16 protein-coding genes are annotated in these 17,533 nt (G+C 63.8%); 1 reads left to right on the top strand and 15 read right to left on the bottom strand.

Features of this window, described 5'->3' with window-relative positions; translation table 11 throughout:
- Positions 1-193: 193 nt before the first annotated feature.
- Positions 194-1,000 carry a class I SAM-dependent methyltransferase gene (locus J5M57_RS02090; RefSeq protein ID WP_207848852.1) on the top strand — a complete coding sequence of 269 codons (807 nt, stop codon included), beginning with the start codon at positions 194-196 and terminating at the stop codon, positions 998-1,000.
- Between the two features lie 135 nt (positions 1,001-1,135).
- Here the strand turns inward: J5M57_RS02090 and J5M57_RS02085 are convergent, their stop codons facing one another.
- From J5M57_RS02085 to J5M57_RS02015, 15 genes are all read right to left on the bottom strand, one after another.
- Positions 1,136-1,828, bottom strand: a complete 693-nt coding sequence (locus J5M57_RS02085; protein ID WP_207848853.1) for an N-acetyltransferase — start codon at positions 1,826-1,828, stop codon at positions 1,136-1,138.
- A gap of 55 nt (positions 1,829-1,883) precedes the next feature.
- Entirely contained in the window at positions 1,884-2,675 is a 792-nt protein-coding gene (locus J5M57_RS02080; protein ID WP_207848854.1) for a ChbG/HpnK family deacetylase, read from the bottom strand.
- Positions 2,647-3,831, bottom strand: a complete 1,185-nt coding sequence (locus tag J5M57_RS02075; RefSeq protein ID WP_207848855.1) for a GNAT family N-acetyltransferase — start codon at positions 3,829-3,831, stop codon at positions 2,647-2,649. The genes J5M57_RS02080 and J5M57_RS02075 overlap by 29 nt, the downstream gene beginning before the upstream one ends.
- 4 nt (positions 3,832-3,835) lie before the next feature.
- Positions 3,836-4,525, bottom strand: coding sequence for an N-acetyltransferase (locus J5M57_RS02070; protein WP_207848856.1), 690 nt, complete (start codon positions 4,523-4,525; stop codon positions 3,836-3,838).
- A gap of 176 nt (positions 4,526-4,701) precedes the next feature.
- Positions 4,702-6,621, bottom strand: a complete 1,920-nt coding sequence (locus J5M57_RS02065) for a hypothetical protein (protein WP_207848857.1) — start codon at positions 6,619-6,621, stop codon at positions 4,702-4,704.
- On the bottom strand, positions 6,618-7,922 hold the full coding sequence (locus J5M57_RS02060; protein ID WP_207848858.1) for an oligosaccharide flippase family protein: 1,305 nt from the start codon (positions 7,920-7,922) through the stop codon (positions 6,618-6,620). The genes J5M57_RS02065 and J5M57_RS02060 overlap by 4 nt, the downstream gene beginning before the upstream one ends.
- Positions 7,919-8,920 (bottom strand): polysaccharide deacetylase family protein, encoded by a 1,002-nt coding sequence (locus J5M57_RS02055; RefSeq protein ID WP_207848859.1) that lies wholly within the window; start codon positions 8,918-8,920, stop codon positions 7,919-7,921. Before J5M57_RS02055 ends, J5M57_RS02060 begins: the two co-directional genes overlap by 4 nt.
- Before the next feature lie 12 nt (positions 8,921-8,932).
- A complete protein-coding gene (locus J5M57_RS02050) occupies positions 8,933-10,069 on the bottom strand; it encodes a glycosyltransferase (protein ID WP_207848860.1) in 1,137 nt (378 codons plus the stop codon).
- Complete coding sequence (locus J5M57_RS02045; RefSeq protein ID WP_207848861.1) at positions 10,062-11,030, bottom strand: glycosyltransferase; 969 nt, start codon at positions 11,028-11,030, stop codon at positions 10,062-10,064. Before J5M57_RS02045 ends, J5M57_RS02050 begins: the two co-directional genes overlap by 8 nt.
- A complete protein-coding gene (locus J5M57_RS02040) occupies positions 11,027-12,397 on the bottom strand; it encodes an O-antigen ligase family protein (protein ID WP_207848862.1) in 1,371 nt (456 codons plus the stop codon). The genes J5M57_RS02045 and J5M57_RS02040 overlap by 4 nt, the downstream gene beginning before the upstream one ends.
- The gene (locus J5M57_RS02035; RefSeq protein WP_083368655.1) at positions 12,394-13,485 is read right to left on the bottom strand and encodes a glycosyltransferase family 4 protein; all 1,092 of its coding nucleotides are present in this window, start codon (positions 13,483-13,485) and stop codon (positions 12,394-12,396) included. Before J5M57_RS02035 ends, J5M57_RS02040 begins: the two co-directional genes overlap by 4 nt.
- Entirely contained in the window at positions 13,482-15,074 is a 1,593-nt protein-coding gene (locus J5M57_RS02030; RefSeq protein WP_083368656.1) for a Wzz/FepE/Etk N-terminal domain-containing protein, read from the bottom strand. The genes J5M57_RS02035 and J5M57_RS02030 overlap by 4 nt, the downstream gene beginning before the upstream one ends.
- Positions 15,075-15,091: 17 nt before the next feature.
- Entirely contained in the window at positions 15,092-16,117 is a 1,026-nt protein-coding gene (locus J5M57_RS02025) for a polysaccharide biosynthesis/export family protein (protein ID WP_064588127.1), read from the bottom strand.
- A gap of 21 nt (positions 16,118-16,138) precedes the next feature.
- Complete coding sequence (locus J5M57_RS02020) at positions 16,139-16,786, bottom strand: CpsD/CapB family tyrosine-protein kinase (protein WP_169843716.1); 648 nt, start codon at positions 16,784-16,786, stop codon at positions 16,139-16,141.
- A complete protein-coding gene (locus tag J5M57_RS02015) occupies positions 16,786-17,532 on the bottom strand; it encodes a sugar transferase (protein ID WP_207848863.1) in 747 nt (248 codons plus the stop codon). The genes J5M57_RS02020 and J5M57_RS02015 overlap by 1 nt, the downstream gene beginning before the upstream one ends.
- Position 17,533 lies beyond the last annotated feature (1 nt).

Genomic DNA, 17,533 nt, shown 5'->3' with positions numbered 1-17,533 from the left:
ACCCGTGTGGGAACGAGCCTGCTCGCGAACGCCGTGGTTCCGGCCGTGAAGATGTTGGCTGTCCCGACGCCTTCGCGAGCAGGCTCGCTCCCACAATGGATCCACGGCGCGGCTTACAAAGTCGCAACAACCGCATCGATCCGGCTGTTCTAGACTCGGCACCGCTCAATCACGAGCAGTACCGGAGTGCGCCATGGAAGTGCTCAACCCTAAAACCGCCATCGACAGCAATCGACAAGCGTGGAACGATTCCGCTCGCCATCACCGTGAATCGGCACAATGGCAAGCGTTGCTGAACGACGTGTCACGCGCTGATTTCTCCTGCCTCGACGACACCTTGCACGGCCTGCTGGAGCAGGTCGGTGTGCACGGTCAAGAGCTGATTCAACTCGGTTGCAATAACGGCCGCGAAAGCCTGTCGCTGTTTGCCCTCGGCGCGCGCAGTGTGGTCGGCGTCGATCAATCGGAGGCGTTTCTCGAGCAGGCTCGCGAGTTGAACCAGCGCTCGCCGTACCACGCCGAATTCATCGAAAGCGATATCCATCACCTGCCGGCCTCGCTGCACAGTCGCTTCGACGTGGCGCTGATTACCATCGGCGTCCTCAACTGGATGCCCGACATCGGCGAGTTCTTTCGCCACGTGGCGTTGACCCTGAAACCGGGCGGCAAACTGGTGATCTACGAAACCCATCCGTTTCTGGAAATGGTCGACCCCGACGCCGAAGACCCGTACCGCCTCGCCAGCTCCTACTTCCGCGCCGAGCCATTCGTGCAGCAAGAGCCGATCGTCTACGTCGGCAAGGTCGAGCAGCAGGCCGCCAAGTCCTACTGGTTCGTGCACACCCTCGGCACCATCTTCAGCGGCGCCATCGCGGCCGGGCTGAACATCGCGCATTTCAAGGAATATGCGCATTCGAATCGGGAAGAGGTGTATGACCAGTATCTGAATCGCGAGGCGCAGATGCCGATGTGCTTCACCCTGGTCGCCAGCAAGACCTGAGAGTTCGTTGCCCCGTCTGGCCCCATCGCGAGCAGGCTCACTCCTACAGTTGATCGGTGTCGTACACAAGATCCCTGTGGGAGCGAGCCTGCTCGCGAATGCGGCCTCACTGCCGCCGCAGATTCCAAGGTCGGCTCAAGCCTGCGTCACCGCACTCACCACCGACCGTTCCGGTTTGCGCAGCGTTTCCAGGCGTGAGCCTTCGTAGCGGCTTTCGCGGTAGAAGCGCCAGCGGCCGAACAGGCCGTAGACGTGGGTGATGCGTCCCTGTTCGTGGTAGCCCATGCGCAGGTGCAGTTTCATCGCCGGGATGTTGCGGGTTTCGCAAGTGTCCACGACGGTGTGGCAGCCCTGGGCGGCCATGGCTTCCCAGAGGGCGACTTGCACGTCCACCGACAGGCTGGTGCCGAAATACGGCCGGGCCATTTCGCCGCCGAATTCGAAGAACTCACCGGGTTTGACCGGGAACCAGCAACCGTAATAGTGGCGGTCGTGGTAGTCGCGAATGCTGCCCCAGATGAACGCCACCGCGTGGCCGTCGGCATCGAGGTACATGTGCCCGGTGTGGCCTTCGGCGGCGAGTTCGGCCATGGTCTCGACGCGGTCACCGAAATGTTTGGCGAACGCCCCGGTGTTGTGCGGCGTGATATCGACTTTGCGCAAACCGTCATACGGACGCAGTTTGTGCGGCGGCACCGGCGTCACCAGATCGCGCTGCATCCACAGCAACTCCCAATGGAAGAACACGTAGCGCTTCCACAGACTGGCGAAGAAATGGCGAAAGCCTTTTTGCCGGATACGATCACGCAGTTTTTCGATGACGTTCATGTTGCCCTCCTTGGCCTGGGCCCGGTGTGGTGGTTGTGGCTGTTGTGGGGATGAATCAATCGAGTGCCGCAGCACCCCGTAAAAAATCCTTGTTCAGATCGGCGTAGGACACCCGTGGCACCCCCGTCAGGCGCTGCTCCAGCACGCGACTCAGGGATTCGTCGGGGTTGAGGTAGGCATCGCCGAAATCGCTCCCGAGCTGATTCGGGTGGGCGACGATTTCCAGCACGCCGTCACTCGGCGCCGGGGCGTTGCGCAGGTCGACTGGCGTACACACGTAATCGGCGGTGGCCCCGGCCAGACGTTGCAAACGCCAGTTGAGTAAACCTTTGAATATTCGTTTGGGCAGGCTGAGGTTGTGCCCCAGGTTGCGCGCCAGGCGAACCGGCACCCCTTGATGGGCGGCAAACCGCGCGACGATTTCGCCGATCGGCCAGATGTTGTGCACATGCTGGTGCGAGTCGATGTGGCTCGGCCGCACGCCGTGCTCGACACAGCGCTGCCACTGCGCCTGCAGCTCTTCGCGCACCGCGTCGCGATCCTCACGGTTCAGCCACAAGCTGTGACGCGGCAAGCTCAGATCAAACACCCCGTGGCCATCGCAGAAGGTGCGACTGCGCAGGATCGCCGCACTCAGCGGCCGGCCGTACGTCAGGTTGAAATGCAGACCGACGCGACCTTGCAGCGAAGCGTGCCGAGCCAGGGCGCAGGCCGCTTCGAACGCCGGCATGTTGGCCATCGCTGTCGCAGAGCTGATGACCCCGGCCTGAAACGCCGCGAAGATCACGGCGTTTTCGTTCGGGCTGAGACCGAAATCGTCAGCGTTGACTATGACTTGGCGAGGCATGTTCGCCCTCCGTGGTGATCGTGACAGGTTGTACGACCGGCGCAGGTCTGGCGGCGCGTCTGGCCCGCCATTGCTGCACCGTCGGTTTCAAGCGATGCCAGAGGCGCAGCCCCAGCCCCAGCAGCAGGCCGCTGGGCCGCCAGGAATAGAAGCTCCAGCGCCAGTGTTCGAGTTGTCCGGTCATGCGTTCGTGCAATTGGTGGCTGGAGTTTTCCAGGCTGACCCGCGAGGCATCGATCCAGCGCCAGTGCTCGTCCAGCCCCCAGCGAATCCATTCCTCCAGCAGCACGCGGCCGCTGCCCAGGTCGGCGTATTGCGGCAGGAACGCGAGGTTGTAGTCGTACAGTCGGCCGTGTTCGAGCAGGCCGAGGCGATAGCTGATGCAGCGCCCGTTGAGTTCCAGGGTGACCACGCGCACAAGGCCTTGGGCGGCGAGGGCGGTGAAGGCATTTTCGATGCATTGCCGGCTGCGTTCGCTGGCAAAAATCCCCACGCCTTCGTCACCTTTCCAGCTCACCGCTTCGACGTCGCCGAGCACCTTCAACAACGGCGGCATGCTCAGCGCGTCGGGGGTGATGCGTCGCACTTCGGCGCCACACGCGGCGATCCGTTTGCGCGCGCGGCGCAGCTTGTAGCGCGGGTCGCCGGAGACCTCCTGATGATCGGCCTCGCTGACCAGGTGCACCGGCACCCGACAGCTCAGGCGTCGCTCGCCAGTGGAACTGGCGGCCATCCATGGGGTGAGGGCGCTTTCTTCCCCGGCCGGTTCGGACAATTCGTTGAGTTGCAGCAGCGCGTGGGGCAGCCGTTGGCGGATCAGCCGCAAGGCCTGGCGCATGCCTTGGTCATCGAGCAGTGACAGCAACGCCAGACGATCGGCCAGTGGATAGCCCAGATGATGCAGGACCCGGAACGGCACCCCGGCAACGCGCTCACGACCGGCCACCAGCGGCAGGCACAGGCGCAATTCGTCGGCTTCCCAACCCAGCAGAACGTGCAACCGTTGACCCTCGCCCAGGGTCAACTGCGCGGCACGCAACCAGCCGAGGTGGTTGAACGGTGTGGAGTCTGTCACCCGCAGACGCAGCGCTTCATAGGCGGCTGCCGGGAAGTCGGCGGCGCACAGCGAGGTGCGCCATTCGAATCGCGCCGTCATGGGCTCAGGCCGCCGTTGCTTGGACAGGTGGACGGGACGGTTTGCGCAGCGCATCGAGCCGCGAGCCGCTGTAGCGGGTTTCGCGGTAGAAGTGCCAGCGACCGAACAGGGTGTAGACGTTCATGATCCGGCCTTGCTCGGTGTAGCCCATGCGCAGGTGCAGTTTGAGCGCCGGGATGTTGTGGAACTCGCAGACGTCCACCACCTTGTCGCAGCCCTGTTCCGCCATGGCTTTCCACAGCTGCAGTTGCAGGTCTACCGAGAGTTCGGTGCCCCAGTAGGCGCGGGTCAGTTCACCGCCGAATTCGAAGAACTCGCCGGGTTTCACCGGGAACAGGCAACCGTAGTAATGCCGGTCAAAATAATCCCGCGCACAGCCCCAGATGAACGCCACGGCATCGCCCTGATCGTCCAGGTGCATGTGCCCGGTGTGGCCTTCGTTGGCCAGCTCGGCCATGGTCCCGACACGGTCGCCGAAGTAGCGGGCGAAGGCGCTGGCGTTGTCGGCGGTGATCTTCACCACCCGCAGCGGCGCATAGGGTTTGAGGCTGTGCGGCGGCACCGGGCTGACCAGATCGCGCTCCATCCACAGCAGTTCCTGATGGAAAAACACGTAATGTTTCCACGCTTTGCCGAGGGTGGCGCGCAGGCCTTTTTGTTTGATGTGCTGGCTGAGTTTGCTGACGATACCCATGTTCTGTACTCCGGCGTTCCGGCAGGGCGAACGACTGTGGCGAGGGCGCTTGCTCCCGCTCGGCTGCGCAGCAGTCGCCAATGGGGGTGCAAGTGTTGGGGCCGCTTCGCAGCCCGGCGGGAGCAAGCTCCCTCGCCACAGGTTTGTGTCCGCCATGCATTGTCTGAAATTCAGGTTCATGACGCGCTCCAGCTCAGGGCGAACAGGGTTTCCCCCGGCAACTCGAAGCTGACGCGTCCGTCGCGGCAGGCAAAGGGCGCGTCGCGGCTGCGGTTGTCCGCGCCGAAGTAACGCAAGGCGCCATTGTTCAGCGGGCACTTGGCGCCGCTCAGGTCGACACGCTGCAAGCGCGTGCCTTTGTTCACGCCGAGCAGGCCACGCTGGTCGTCACCGGCCATCGCCAGCACATCGACTTCAAAGCCATCGTTCTCCAGCCACAGCACCTTGTGCAGCCAGTGCCGGGCGATGAACTGCTGGGCGAAGCCGACCGGTTTCAGCTCGAAGCGATCATCGCCCAACACCCGCAGCATGCCCTTGGGGTACTGCGGCTCGTCGGCGGCCTGAAACCAGTTGAGCATGCTCAGCAAGCCGTCCTGCGACGCGTTGATCACCACCGACGCCCACCACAGCGAGGCGTAGTGGGTTTCCTGATCGTAAGGACTGAGGCTGGAACCGCTGGACAGGTTGGTCTGGTCCAGCAGCAAGGCTTTGCGCGGGTGGCCCAGGGCGTCGAGGCCCACCAGTTCCGCGGCGCGGCGCACACTGGCGCGGTAGACGCGGGTGGCGAGCAGGTCGCGGATCATCCATTCGTGCCATGCCAGCGCATCCACCTGATCGGCGGACTCGCTCAGCAAACGTCGCGCCCAATCGATGCCGCGCTTGTCTGCCGCGTTGTCGGCGAACGGCCCGTTGACCAGCCGCGAACTGGCCGGCATGGCGATGCGCACCCCGGCCTTGGCGTTCGCCGGATCGCTGCGCACCTGCCGGGCCATGCTGGTGAAAATTGCCCGGTATTGCTCGAAGCTCGAATAGTTGAGGTTCGGCTCGTCGGCAAAACCGATGTAGTGCGTGCCTTTACCGCCCAGCGCGCGGGTGCCGGCCAGCCAGGCATCGAGGCCGCTGTTGCTTTGCACGTCGGCGCGCAAGTCAGCCTGGCGCTGACTGCCGGCAAGCAGGGTGATGTCCTGGCGGATGCCGAAGCGATCCTGATAGACCTGGCGGAACGCGTCTTCGAAATGCGGATTCTTCGCCGTGACATCGACAAAGCTGTAGTAACTGCCGGCGGTGGGTTTCAGTGCATCCAGTGCGGCATGGCTGGCGGCGGGCGGCAGCACGTAGGGCAGGGCGATACCCAGATCCGGCGTGCGTCCGAGGATTTTCTCGTGCAGGGTCAGGTGGATCTGACCGGTCTCTTCGCGCACCGGTTGGAGTTGCTGCGCCGTCTGCGCAAACCGGTTGGCCGTGCCGTCGAGCCAGAACGCCGCTTTGCCGCTGCCTTGCAGGCGCAGGCGCCAGACTTGCTCGCGCGCGCTGACCGGCAGCGCCACTTGATCGAACTGCCAATAGGCGCGGTACGGTTTGAGCGCCAGCGTCAGTGATTGGTCATCGCCCACCCGCTGCGCCTGCAAGGCGTTGACCCCACCATGGAACTTGCCGGCGAGCACCGCGTGTTCCCCCGGCGCGACTTTGAAATACAGCTCGTCGCCGTTCTGCGTCTGCGCGCTGAAGTGCACCTTGGCCGGCTCGAACAGCGCCACGGTGTGCTCGTCGTGTTCGACCCGGTAATTGCGGAAGCTGTAGCCGGGGATTTCCAGGCGATAACTGGCGGCGCCCGGCAGCAACGGCCAGCTCTGGGTGCCACGGGTTTCGCTGGCCTTGATCAGGCGTTCGCCGTGCAATTTGCCTTGGCCGTCGAGCAGGTACAGGTGCTCTTCGTTGGCGGCGGCCTGCCAGGCCGGGGTCCAGCGCACGGTCACGGTGTCGGGGCGATCGGTTTGCAGGTACAGGCTGCCGTCACGGATTTCGCCCCAACGCATCGACGCGGCAAAGGCGTCCAGCGACAGGCCGAGACCGAGCAGCAGGGCCAGGGCTTTCATACGGCCTTCCGGTGCAACATCTGCCACATCGGCGCGACGTCGCTGGGCAGGATGATCAGGGTTTGCCAGAACGGTACGCCACTCAAACGGCAGTACAACACCAGCATCGCCACGGTCACCGCCAGATAGGCAATCGACGAGGCCGCTGCCGCGCCAACGATGCCGTAGGCCGGGATCATGATCAGGTTCAGCGCCAGATTGAGCAGGGCGCCCAGGCCCATCAGCAGCGACACCGTGCCGGGACGGTTTTTACCCAGCAGGTCCAGACGCAGGATGCTCGCGTAGCACAACCCGAGCAGCCCCGGCAGCAACGCCAGCAGTGCCGGATACGCCGGTTGGTAGGCAATGCCGAACAGGGTGACGATCAGCCAGTTGCCGATCACCGCCATGCACAGGCACGCGCCAAGCATCACGGTGGCGGTCAGGCGCAGCGCCAGTGGGGTGACCTTGTCCATGCCTTCGTCCTGTTGCAGCAGGCGCTTCATCAGCGGCGTGGTCACCGCTTCCGGAACGATCAGCAGCAGTTCGGCAGCGGCGCTGGCCATCGCGTAATGACCCAGCGCGGTGCTGCCGAGCAGGGCGCCGATGAACAGGTAATCCGAACGCAGAATCACCTGCTGGAACAGCAAATCCGGATGGCTGCGCGCGCTGTAGCGCAGCAGTTCGTTCTGGCTGGCGCGATCCCATTGCAGTTGCAGCGGTTGCGCGTGTTTGAGCCAGACCCAACCGGCCAGCACCACCAGGCTGATCCCGGCCAGCCAACTGATCAGCGCGGCTTCCAGCGCCGCGCTTTTCCACATCCAGAACAGCGCGAGAAACAGCAGCAACGGCGCCAGCGATTCCACCAGACGCAAGGCGTTGAACGCGACCACGCCGCCGGATGCGTTGTGCAACGTCAGCAGGCCGCTTTTCAAAACGGTCAGCGGCACCGCCAGCAGCAACAGCCAGGCGAGCAGACCGAGTTGCATCGTCACATCTAGCTCACTGCCAAACTCACGCGTCAGCGCCACCACCAACAGGGTCAGCAAAGCGGCAAGCAGACAACCGAACACCAGCACCTGACTCAGCAGCAGGCCCATCGGCCGTTGCTTGGCCGCCTGATAGCCGACGGCCGAGTTCAGCCCGCCACTGGTGGCGGCGCTGATCAAGTCCGGCAAGGTGCTGAGCAGGGCAAACAGCCCGCGTTCACTGGGCCCGAGGATCCGCGCCAGCAGCACGTTGCGCAGCAGACGCAGGGCGATCATCGCCAGTTTGGTGCCCATGCTCAGCGCCAGATGCTTGAGGTAGTGGCTACGACTCATGGCCGGTTGCCGCGAAAGATGCGCCACGACAGCAATTCCGGATTGCGTGCGGTGCGCTGGCTGACGCCAAAACGTGGCAAGTTCAGCGGATCACCTTCGCCGCGATAGATGCCGGTGCCGGTGCCCAGGGCAAACGCATAGTCGTGCGCGGCAATCTGCTTGCGCACGCGTTCGTCGTTGTTGCCATTGGGGTAGCAGTACACCGGCAGGGGCCGGTTGCAGCCGTTGTTCAAGGCGTCACGGCTGCGACTGATTTCTTCGTTCAGGCGCACGTCGTCCAGTTCGGTGAGGATCGCGTGGCTGGCGCCGTGCGGGCCGAAACGCACCAGGCCCGAAGCCTCCAGCGCGCGCACTTGATGCCAGTCCAGCGCTTGCGGCAATGACTCCGGCGGACATTCGTCGGTCAGGCGTTCGAGCATCTGCGGTTCGACGGTCTTCAGGCTTTGCAGGTAATGCAGCAGCGACAGGCTGCGTCGATCGACGTCGATGTCATCGACCAGCACTGGCAACGGATGCCCGATGGAGTGCAGGCACTCGATCAGGTGCATGCGCGCCTTTTCGCCGTGGCTGCCCCACAGGGTTTCACCGAGGCTTTCCCACCAGAAGCGCTGGCGGCTGCCGATGAAATCGGTGGAGAGAAAGATGCTCGCCGGCACCTGATGCTTTTGCAGCAGCGGGAAGGCGTTGACCGCGTTGTCGCGCCAGCCGTCGTCGAAGGTCAGCGCTACCCGTGGGCGTTCGCTGCGCAGAGCGTTCGGCGTGAGGATGTCCATCAGCGGCACGCAGTCGAAGTGCCGGCGCAGCCACACCAGGAGGTGCTCGAAGGCTTTCGGCCCGACGCACAGTTCATTGCGGTGTGGCAGGTCGGCGGCGCGGTCGTTGGCCAATACCCGGTGCAACATCAGGATCACCCCGGCGCCGTGCAATTGGTTTCGTCCGACGGGCGAATTGAGGTAAAGCCAGCCACTGGTGCGTTTTATTAATTGTTTGATCGCCATGGCTTGAGTCCTCTAACGGTTCTGTTCGGGATTCCACTGGGCATATCGGTGGCCACGCAGGAACTGCCACAGGCCGAGACTCATCCCGGCGAGGGTGACCAGCAGGAACGCGGCCAGACGAAACGGTTTGGGCAAGCGATGTTGCGAGTCCAGCAACCCGGCCAGCGCAATGGCGTAGCCGAACAGTTGGGCGATCAGGGCCAGTCGATAGAAACCGTGGTCGTCCCACAGCCAGAAGTTGCTCAGCAGCAACGGCAGCAGGAGGATCGGTGCCAGGCGGCGGATCAGCTTGTGGCTGATCAGCGCCAGCGAATACAGGCCATGTTTGAGTGGGTTGAGCAGCTCACTGCGTTGGGCGAGGCTTTGCAGGCCACCGACGGTGACGCGCTGACGGCGGCGGAACTGCTTGTCCGCTTCGTCCACGCCGTGGTCGATCACTTGCGCCTCGGGCACGTACACAATGCGCTTGAACGCCACCGGTGCACAGGTGCTGAGAAAGAAGTCGTCATTGACCTCCGCCGGCACGCTCTGGAACAGCTCGCGACGCAGCGCGAGCAGGGCGCCGTCGGCCGAGACCATGCAGCCGGTGCGGTTCTCGACCCGGCGCAGCCAGCCTTCGTAATGCCGATACAGGCTGTCGCCGACGCTCAGGCCGCCGCCGGTCACCGGAATCACCATGTGCCCGGCGCAGGCGCCGACGTTCGGGTCATTCAGTGGCGCGAGCAGGTAGCCGAGGGTTTCCCGCGACCATTGGTTGTCGGCATCGGTGAACACCAGGATGTCGCCGGCCGCCAGCGCCACGCCGGCATTCAGCGTCGCCGCTTTGCCCTGGCGCGGCAGGTCGAGCACGCTGATGCGCGAATCAACCACCTTGTGCGCGCAGGCCACGGTGTCATCGGTGGAGCCGTCGCTGGCGAGAATGATCTGCAACGTGGCCGGTTGGTAATCCTGCGCCAGCAGCGTGCGCAACTTGTGCTCGATGTGCCGCGCCTCGTTGTGCGCGGCAATCACGATGCTGATGTTCAGCGGTGGCGCCGGGGTGTGGCGCCAGGCCGGGAACAGCGGCGCCAGCACGGTCAGCAGCAGCGGATAGCCGAGGTAGGCGTACACCGGCAGCAGCAGGCACAGCCAGAAAATGAATTCAGCCACGGGCAGGCCTCCTGGCGGTCCAATGACACAGACTGAGTAGCAACGCCGCGCCCGCCAGATGCAGGCGCAACCAGTGCAGGCCCCACAGTTGCAGGGTCAGGCCCACGTCGTGATGGCGTGAACTCTGGCGAATGCTCAGCACCAGTGCCGGTATCGTGGTCAGCAGCACCATGACGGCGGCGTGATGCGGGAAGCCGTTGAGCAGCGCGGAAATCGCCAACAGGTCGAGCAGCCACGCGCCGAGCGAGAGCAGCGGAAAGCGCAGCAGCCGCAAGCTGAAACCGTGGGTGCGCAGCAGTTGCAGATGACTGCCCTGACGCCACATTTCCTTGCCCATCCACTCGCGCCAGTTCATCTCGTAGCCCCAATGCAGGGCCACGCTGCTGTTCACCGACAGCAGCCGCGCGCCTTGTTCGTGCAGGCGCAGGGTGAATTCCTTGTCCTCGCCGGTGCGCAGGTGTTCATTGAACCCGCCGACCTTGTCGAACCAGCGCCGGCGCATCAGCAGGTTGGAACTGGGCAACCAATCCACCGCGTGCGACCCCTGACTCGACGGGCGTAGCGTGCGCCGTTGCCAGGCGGCGGCGTACCACGGCGCGGCGGCGGGGGTGTGCAGGTCGAGACCGAAGACGTCGGCCTGACCCTCGGCTTGCAGTTCGAACAACGACTGGAGCCAGTCCTCGGGCATCTCGACGTCGGCGTCGATGAACGCGATCCACTCGCCGCTCGCCAGCAGTGCGCCGCGATTGCGCAGGGCGCCGATCAGCAGCCCCGGCAGCACCAGCACCTGCGCGCCAAATGCGCGGGCGATGTGCGGACCGTCGTCGTCCGAGCCGTTGTCGACCACGATCAATTCGCACTCGAGATTGGCCGCATGCGCGGCTTTTTGCGCGGCCAGCAGCGTGCGACCGATATGCCGGGCCTCGTTGTACATCGGGATGATGATGCTGATCCGGCTCATGCGCGGGCCTCGCTCAGGGGGGCTTGTTCGGCTTTGAGGCGCAGGACGCTGGTCAGCGCGAGCATGATCCACACGTATTTCTGGTTCGGTGCGCTGAGGAACATCAGGAACAGGGTCAGCGACAGGAAGCTCACGCCGAGGTGGGTCATCAGGTCCGCCTGTTGCCAGTCACGTCGTTGCAGCCACGCGGCGCGGGCGCGGATCAGGTTGTACAGGCCCAGGCCGAGCATGCCGACGAACAGCAGGCCGGCAGGAATCCCCAGTTCACTGAAGATTTCCAGGTAGGTGTTGTGCGCACGGCGGTACAGGTCGCCGATCTTGCGGTTGGCGGAAAACGCCTTGGCGTACCCGGTGGTCGCGTAGTGCAGCGGGAAGGTGCCGGGGCCGGAGCCGAGCAGCGGGTTCTCGCGGATCATCTGCCCGCCGACCACGATGTACGAGGCGCGGCGGCCGAGGGATTCGTCGTCGTGGCCCTTGGCCCCGGCACTGAGCACGCTCAGGGATTGAATGCGCGCGATGTAACCGGCGGGCATCGCGTAGATCGCCAGCGGAATCACGATGGCCGCGCCGAGCATGGCGAACCCCAGGTGCCGTGGGCGGATCCGGGTCAGTTGGGTGCGGTAGTGCCAGCCGCCGATCAACAGACTCAAGGCCACCACCACCAGCCCGGAGCGCGACTCGGTCTTGGTCATGCCACCGAGCAGCAGCAGGCAGCAGGCGCCCCAGAACAACCGGTGCAGCAGGTTCGGCCCGCGAATCACCAGCAGCAGCGCCAGCGGAATGGCGAAGGCGATCAGCAGGGCGAAGGCGTTGGGATCTTCGAGCAACCCGGCCGCGCGCCCCTGGTCCTGGAATTTGGTCGAGAACATGGCCATGGCGCAGGTGGCGCTGACACTCAGGGTCACCAGTCTGGCGAACAGGTCGAGGTTCAACTCGCGACCGATCAGCAGGGTGATGACAAACAGGATCAGGCCGACGCTCAGCTCGCGCAGATGCCCCAGCGACATGCCCAGGTCATCGGTGTTGAGCAGGCTGAGGAAATACAGGACCAGAAACCACAGCAAAAACCGCCAGATATTGCTGCGCAGACGCTCGGAGGGAATCTGGTGCATGGCCAGTTGCAGCATCAGGATCACCGCCAGTGACGCGCCGATCAGTTTGCTCCCGGACAGCGCACTGTCCTTGAAGAAGCCTTCGAACGGCACCAGCGCGGCAATCCCCAGCAGGCCCCAGGTCGGCTTGCGATACAACACGGTGAAACCCACCAGGGCAAAGACTGCGCCCGGCGCCAGAAACGGATAAGGGCTGGCGAGCAGACCGATGCACACCAGGCCGAGCAGAGTGACGATCGAGAGCGGGAAAATCATGCGCGTGCCTCCCGTGCCGTGCGGATGTACAGCTGCGACCAGCGTTCGGCCAAGGCCTTGAGGTCGTAGCGATCCTGTTGCGTACGCTTTGCGTTGTCGCACAACTGCCGGGCCAGATCCGGCTCGATCAGCAGGTTGTCGAGCTGGCGGGCGAGGGCGGCGCTGTCGGCGGGTGTCGCCAGCAGGCCGTTATGTCGATGTTCCAGCACATCCGGAATACCGCCGACGGCGAACGCCACCACCGGCACGCCGGCCTGCATGGCTTCGAGCAGAATCATCGGCGTGCCTTCAGTGCGCGAGCTGATCACCAGGGCATCCAGGCGCTGCCACCACGGTTGCATGGCGGTCTGGTAGCCCGGCAGGCGAATCCGTTGCGACAGTCCGGCGGCGTCGATTCGCGCCTGCAGCCTGTCGCGTTCCGGGCCGTCGCCGAGCATCACCGCATCCAGTTGCGGATGCTGGTGACACAGCGGAATCAGCGCATCGAGAAACAGGTCCGGGCCTTTCTCGCTGCTCAGGCGCCCGACGTAACCGGCCAGCCAGCGCTGGCGGTCAACGGTGCTGATCAGCGCGGCAGCGGCCGGCAATCCGTTGGGGATCACCTGCAGCTTTTCCGCCTGCACGCTGGCCTGACGATGCAGCACGGCGATGCTCTCGGCCACGCACACCACGCGGTCCACCGACGCGGTGCGGCACAGCTGCAGACTCAGCCAGGTGTAGAACTTCTGCTTGTGGCTGCGCGGGGTGAAGCCGTGCTGGGTGATGACCAGCGGCAACCGCAACAGCGTCGCGCCGACCCAACCGAACAGCAGCCCCTTGAAGTTGTGGGTGTTGATCAGCGGCTGTTCGCTGCGCCGGGCGCGCAGGTGACGCAACAACTCACCGAGTCCGGCACAGCCACGGCAGTCCACCCCGGCCTCGCGAAAGCGCGCGATCAACGCTGGCGGTGCATCGAGAAACAGCACTTGGTGCTGCCCGGGGGTCGCCAGACAGTGATCGAGCAACATGCGCTCGGCGCCATAGAAGCCGCCGCTGCTGAGCAAATGAATGATCGGCAGCGCGGCGTTCGGGGTGGACAGCGTGTTCAATTGCGCACCCAGTGCACAAAGCTCGGCACGGTCCAGTTCTTGTGCGGATTGCTCGGCAGCACGTTCTCGTCGTTGATCACCAGCAACACCGGCAGGCCCAGTTCGTGGGTGATTTGCGCAGGGTGTTTGAAACGGTGATCGAAGAACTCACGCACATAGACCAGGGCAATCGCCAGCAGCAGCCCGGTGAACAGCCCGAACGGGATGATCAGCAGCGGTTTGGGGAAGGCCGGCTCCGTCGGTTCGAACGGCGGGCTGAGGACCTTGGCGTTCGACAGGTCGTCGTTGAGCGCACCGGCCGTGCTGCTTTCGGCAAAGCGCTGCGCGTAGGTCGAGAACGCCGTGTGCAGCGCGTCGATTTCAGTGTCCATCTGCCGCAGCTTGCTCTGGGTCTGCTGCAACGTGTGGATGCGGTTCTTGAAGTCGGCGATGCGCGCGGTTTTCTGATTGATCACCTGTTGCACCACGGCCAGGTCGTTGGTGCGCTCCTGAATGCGGTTGCTCACCACTTTGAGGAACTGCTGGCGGGTGCGGGCGATCTGCTCGCGGGTCAGCAGCATCGGCTCGCTGCCGGGCTGGAACACCGCAAGGTCATTCATGTAGCGGCTGACCTGGGTGGTCAGTTGCTCGCCCAGTTGTTTGACTTCGCGATCCTCGAACGCCACGTTGTCGACGGTGGTGGTGAAGGTATAGGGGAAGGTGTAGTCGTTGAGCTTGTTGGTGCTGGCGGCGGCCAGCGCGGTTTTCAGGTATTCGAGCCAGCGCTGGCTCTGCAACAGGCGGTCCTGGTACAGGTTCAGGGCTTGCTCTTCGGTGTTGATCGCGTTCAGGCGGAAGGTGATTTCTTCCTTCGGATCGGACGAGCCGACACTTTCCAGCAGGGCCTGGCGATTGCCTTCCAGGCCGTCGAGACGCACCTGATACAGGTGCTTCTTGGTTTCGTAGAAGGATTGCGGCAGGTCGATCGATTGCAGCGCCTGACGGCTGCCCAGATAGTTTTGCAGCAGGGTGGCGACGAACGTCGTGCCCTGGTGCGGATCGGGGAAGCTGTAGACGATCGAGATCACGTTGGAGCCGGGCAGGGTCTCGATCTTCAGGCTGTCGAGGGCCTGTTGAGTGAGGCCGTCGAGCACGGTGTCGCGCACCGGGTCGGTTTGCAGCCCGAGCATGTTGCGCAGCGGGTTGATCACATACTCACGCAGCGGCGAGGAGACGTAGCGCCGGAACGGGTCGCTCACCAGTTTGGCGAACATGCCCACCGGCGGGTTGTACTCGCCCTTGTCGCGCAGCTCGCTGATGGTCTGGCGGATCAGCGCCGGTGACCGCAGGATATTGCTTTCGGTTTCCATGTCCGCCAGCGACGGCGGAATGAAGGTGGCGTTATCGACCGTGAGGGACGTGGTGGCGTCACCCTGGGAGAGTTTTTTCGACTGCACGATCACCTGGGCGGTGATATCGAAGCTCTGTTTGAGCACCAATGGCAGCAGCAGGGCGATGACTGCAAAGATCAGGAAGACCCGTTTCACCAGTTGCTTGTTGGCGAAGAAGATCCTGAAGAACTCATGCAGGTAGTTTTCCTTTGGATTCATGATCGTTCACCTGGGAGTCAGTTACTGCTGCTGCTTTTGTTGTCGACGCGGTAGCCGAAGCTGAATCCCACGCCCTGGAACAACACCACGTCTGCCAGTTGCCGAGCCAGATCGCCGGCACTTGCCAGTTTGGTTTTCGGCACGAACAGCATGTCGTCGGGTTGCAGGTAGGCGATCTGCGACGCGTCGCCCGCCAGGGCTTTTTCCACGTCGTAGTGCACGGCCTGCACCTGATTGCCGTTGCGGCGCATGATCACCACCGAGTCCAGACGCGCCTTGACGTTGGTGCCGCGCGCCAGGGTCAGCGCTTCAAGCACCGACACCGGACGGCGGATCGGATAGGACCCCGGCTGGCCGACTTCGCCCAGCACGTAGATCTCGTTGCCGGCGGTGGATTTGAGCAACACATCGACGCTCATCCGTCCCGGCAATTGCGCGTACTTCTGGTTGAGGAAGGTTTCCAGTTGATTGACGGTCATGCCTTGCAGCGGCACGGCGCCGATTTCCGGGAAGCTTGCATAGCCGTCGGTACCCACGGTGATCTCGCGGCTCATGCCGGTGGCCGGGTGATTGAGGGCGCTTTTCAGGTTCTGCTCATTGGTCAGCGGGCTGATGATTTGTACCGTCAGCTGATTGCGGTTGGGCTGGAACAGCTGCTTGCGCTGATAGGCGCGCTGGATTTCATTGCGCGCCTCATCGCTGGTCAGCCCGGCGATTTTCACCGAGGTGTTGGCCCCCGGCAGGTTGATGGTGCCGTCGGGCAGCACCAGTTGGTTGCCGTTGAGCTGGCTGGCGGCGGTGAAGTTCAGGCCGATCTGGTCACCCGACTGCACGCGGTAGGCGTCCGAGCCGCTGGTGCTGATGTGGAAGATCACATCCAGCACGTCTTGCGGGCGCAGGGTCTGTTCGACCTTGGGCATATCGGTCGCCTGGGCGTTGGCCGGCGTGGCGGTGAGGATATTCACCGGCATGTTCTGGGTTTCGGAAGTGCTGGAGCAGCCTGCAAGCGGCAGCATCAGCAGAACAAGTATCTTGGCGTTCATGGCGTCATCCTTCGCGTTTGCTTACAGGTTTTTGTAGAGCCACTTGGGCATGTAGTACTTGCGGCGGTTGAACACGCTGCCGACCACTTTTGCCCCGGCCTGGGTCAGGCGTTGCACGGCGGCCTGGGCGACTTCCCAGCGGGTGTCTTCGCCGCGCACCACAAACACCACGCCATCGACCTGAGTGCTGAGCACCAGCGTGTCGGCGGCCGAATACACCGCGTCACCGTCGATCACCACGAAGCGATACTGGCTGCCGAGTTGATCAAGCAACGGCCCCAGGCGCTCGGCCGTCAGGTGTTCCAAGGTGCGGATCGGCCGGCCGTTGGGCAGCACATCGAACGGCAGGCTCGACACCTGTACCACGCAGTCCTGCAACAGCGGCGTGTTGTCCGGGTTGAACAGCAGGTCGCGCAGGCCGCGCTCCTTGCCCAGATTCAGTTGCTGGGTGAGGTTGCCCGCCGACTGGCTGGCATCCACCAGCAGCACCTGGCCGCTGCTCATCTGCGCCAGTTGGCTGGCCAGCGCCAAGGCACTGGTGGTGGTGCCGGCGCCGGGGTTGGCGGCGGTCAGAAAGAGGATCCGCAGATCCAGGTCCAGCACGGTCGAGATCAGGTTCGATTCGCTGGGGTTGGCAATGCTCAGGCTTTTGTTGGTTGAACCGTCCATTAGCTTGCTCCGTGGCCGCTGAATACTTTGAAGGGGGTTTTCAACAGGATCTTCAGATCAAGCAAAAGGCTTTGCTCGGCGATATAGCTGAGGTCCAACTCAACGCGCTGGTCGAAGTCGATGTTGCTGCGCCCGGAGATCTGCCACAGGCCGGTCATGCCGGGGTAGATGCTCAGGCGCGCGAGATGGCTGTCCTTGTAGCGGTAAGCGTTGAACGAGGTCGGACGGGGGCCGACCAGGCGCATGTCACCGGTCACCACGTTGATCAGGTTGGGCAGTTCGTCGAGGCTGGTGCGCCGCAGGAAACCGCCGATCCCGGTGATGCGTGGGTCCTTGTCGATCTTGAAATCAATGGCGTCGACCCCGTGCTTGTTGAGGTGGCGCAGCGATTCCTTCAGCTCTTCGGCGTTGCACACCATGGTGCGGAACTTGTACATGCCGAATTTGCGGCCGCGATAGCCGGTGCGTTTCTGCACGAACATCACCGGTCCCGGGCTGGTGAACTTGATGGCCAGCGCCAGCCCCAGCAGCAGCGGCGAGCACACCACCAGAATCACCAGCGCACCCAAGCAGGCCAGCACGCGGTTGGTGCGCGACAGCGTCCACGGCCGGCCACCGTCTCGGCCGGTCAACCAGCCACGGCCCTGCATGTGGATGGCGGTATCGAGGCGCATTCGATGCTCGGGATCCATGCGCTTGTCGCGGCGCATCTGATGGATCGGTACACCTTGCTCATGTCCAGTCATG

This window comes from Pseudomonas sp. 86_A (genome assembly GCF_017491705.1).
In the GTDB taxonomy this organism is placed as follows: domain Bacteria; phylum Pseudomonadota; class Gammaproteobacteria; order Pseudomonadales; family Pseudomonadaceae; genus Aquipseudomonas; species Aquipseudomonas koreensis.
Note: the sequence above shows the minus strand (reverse complement) of the source record. Positions and strands in the feature narration are given on the sequence as shown.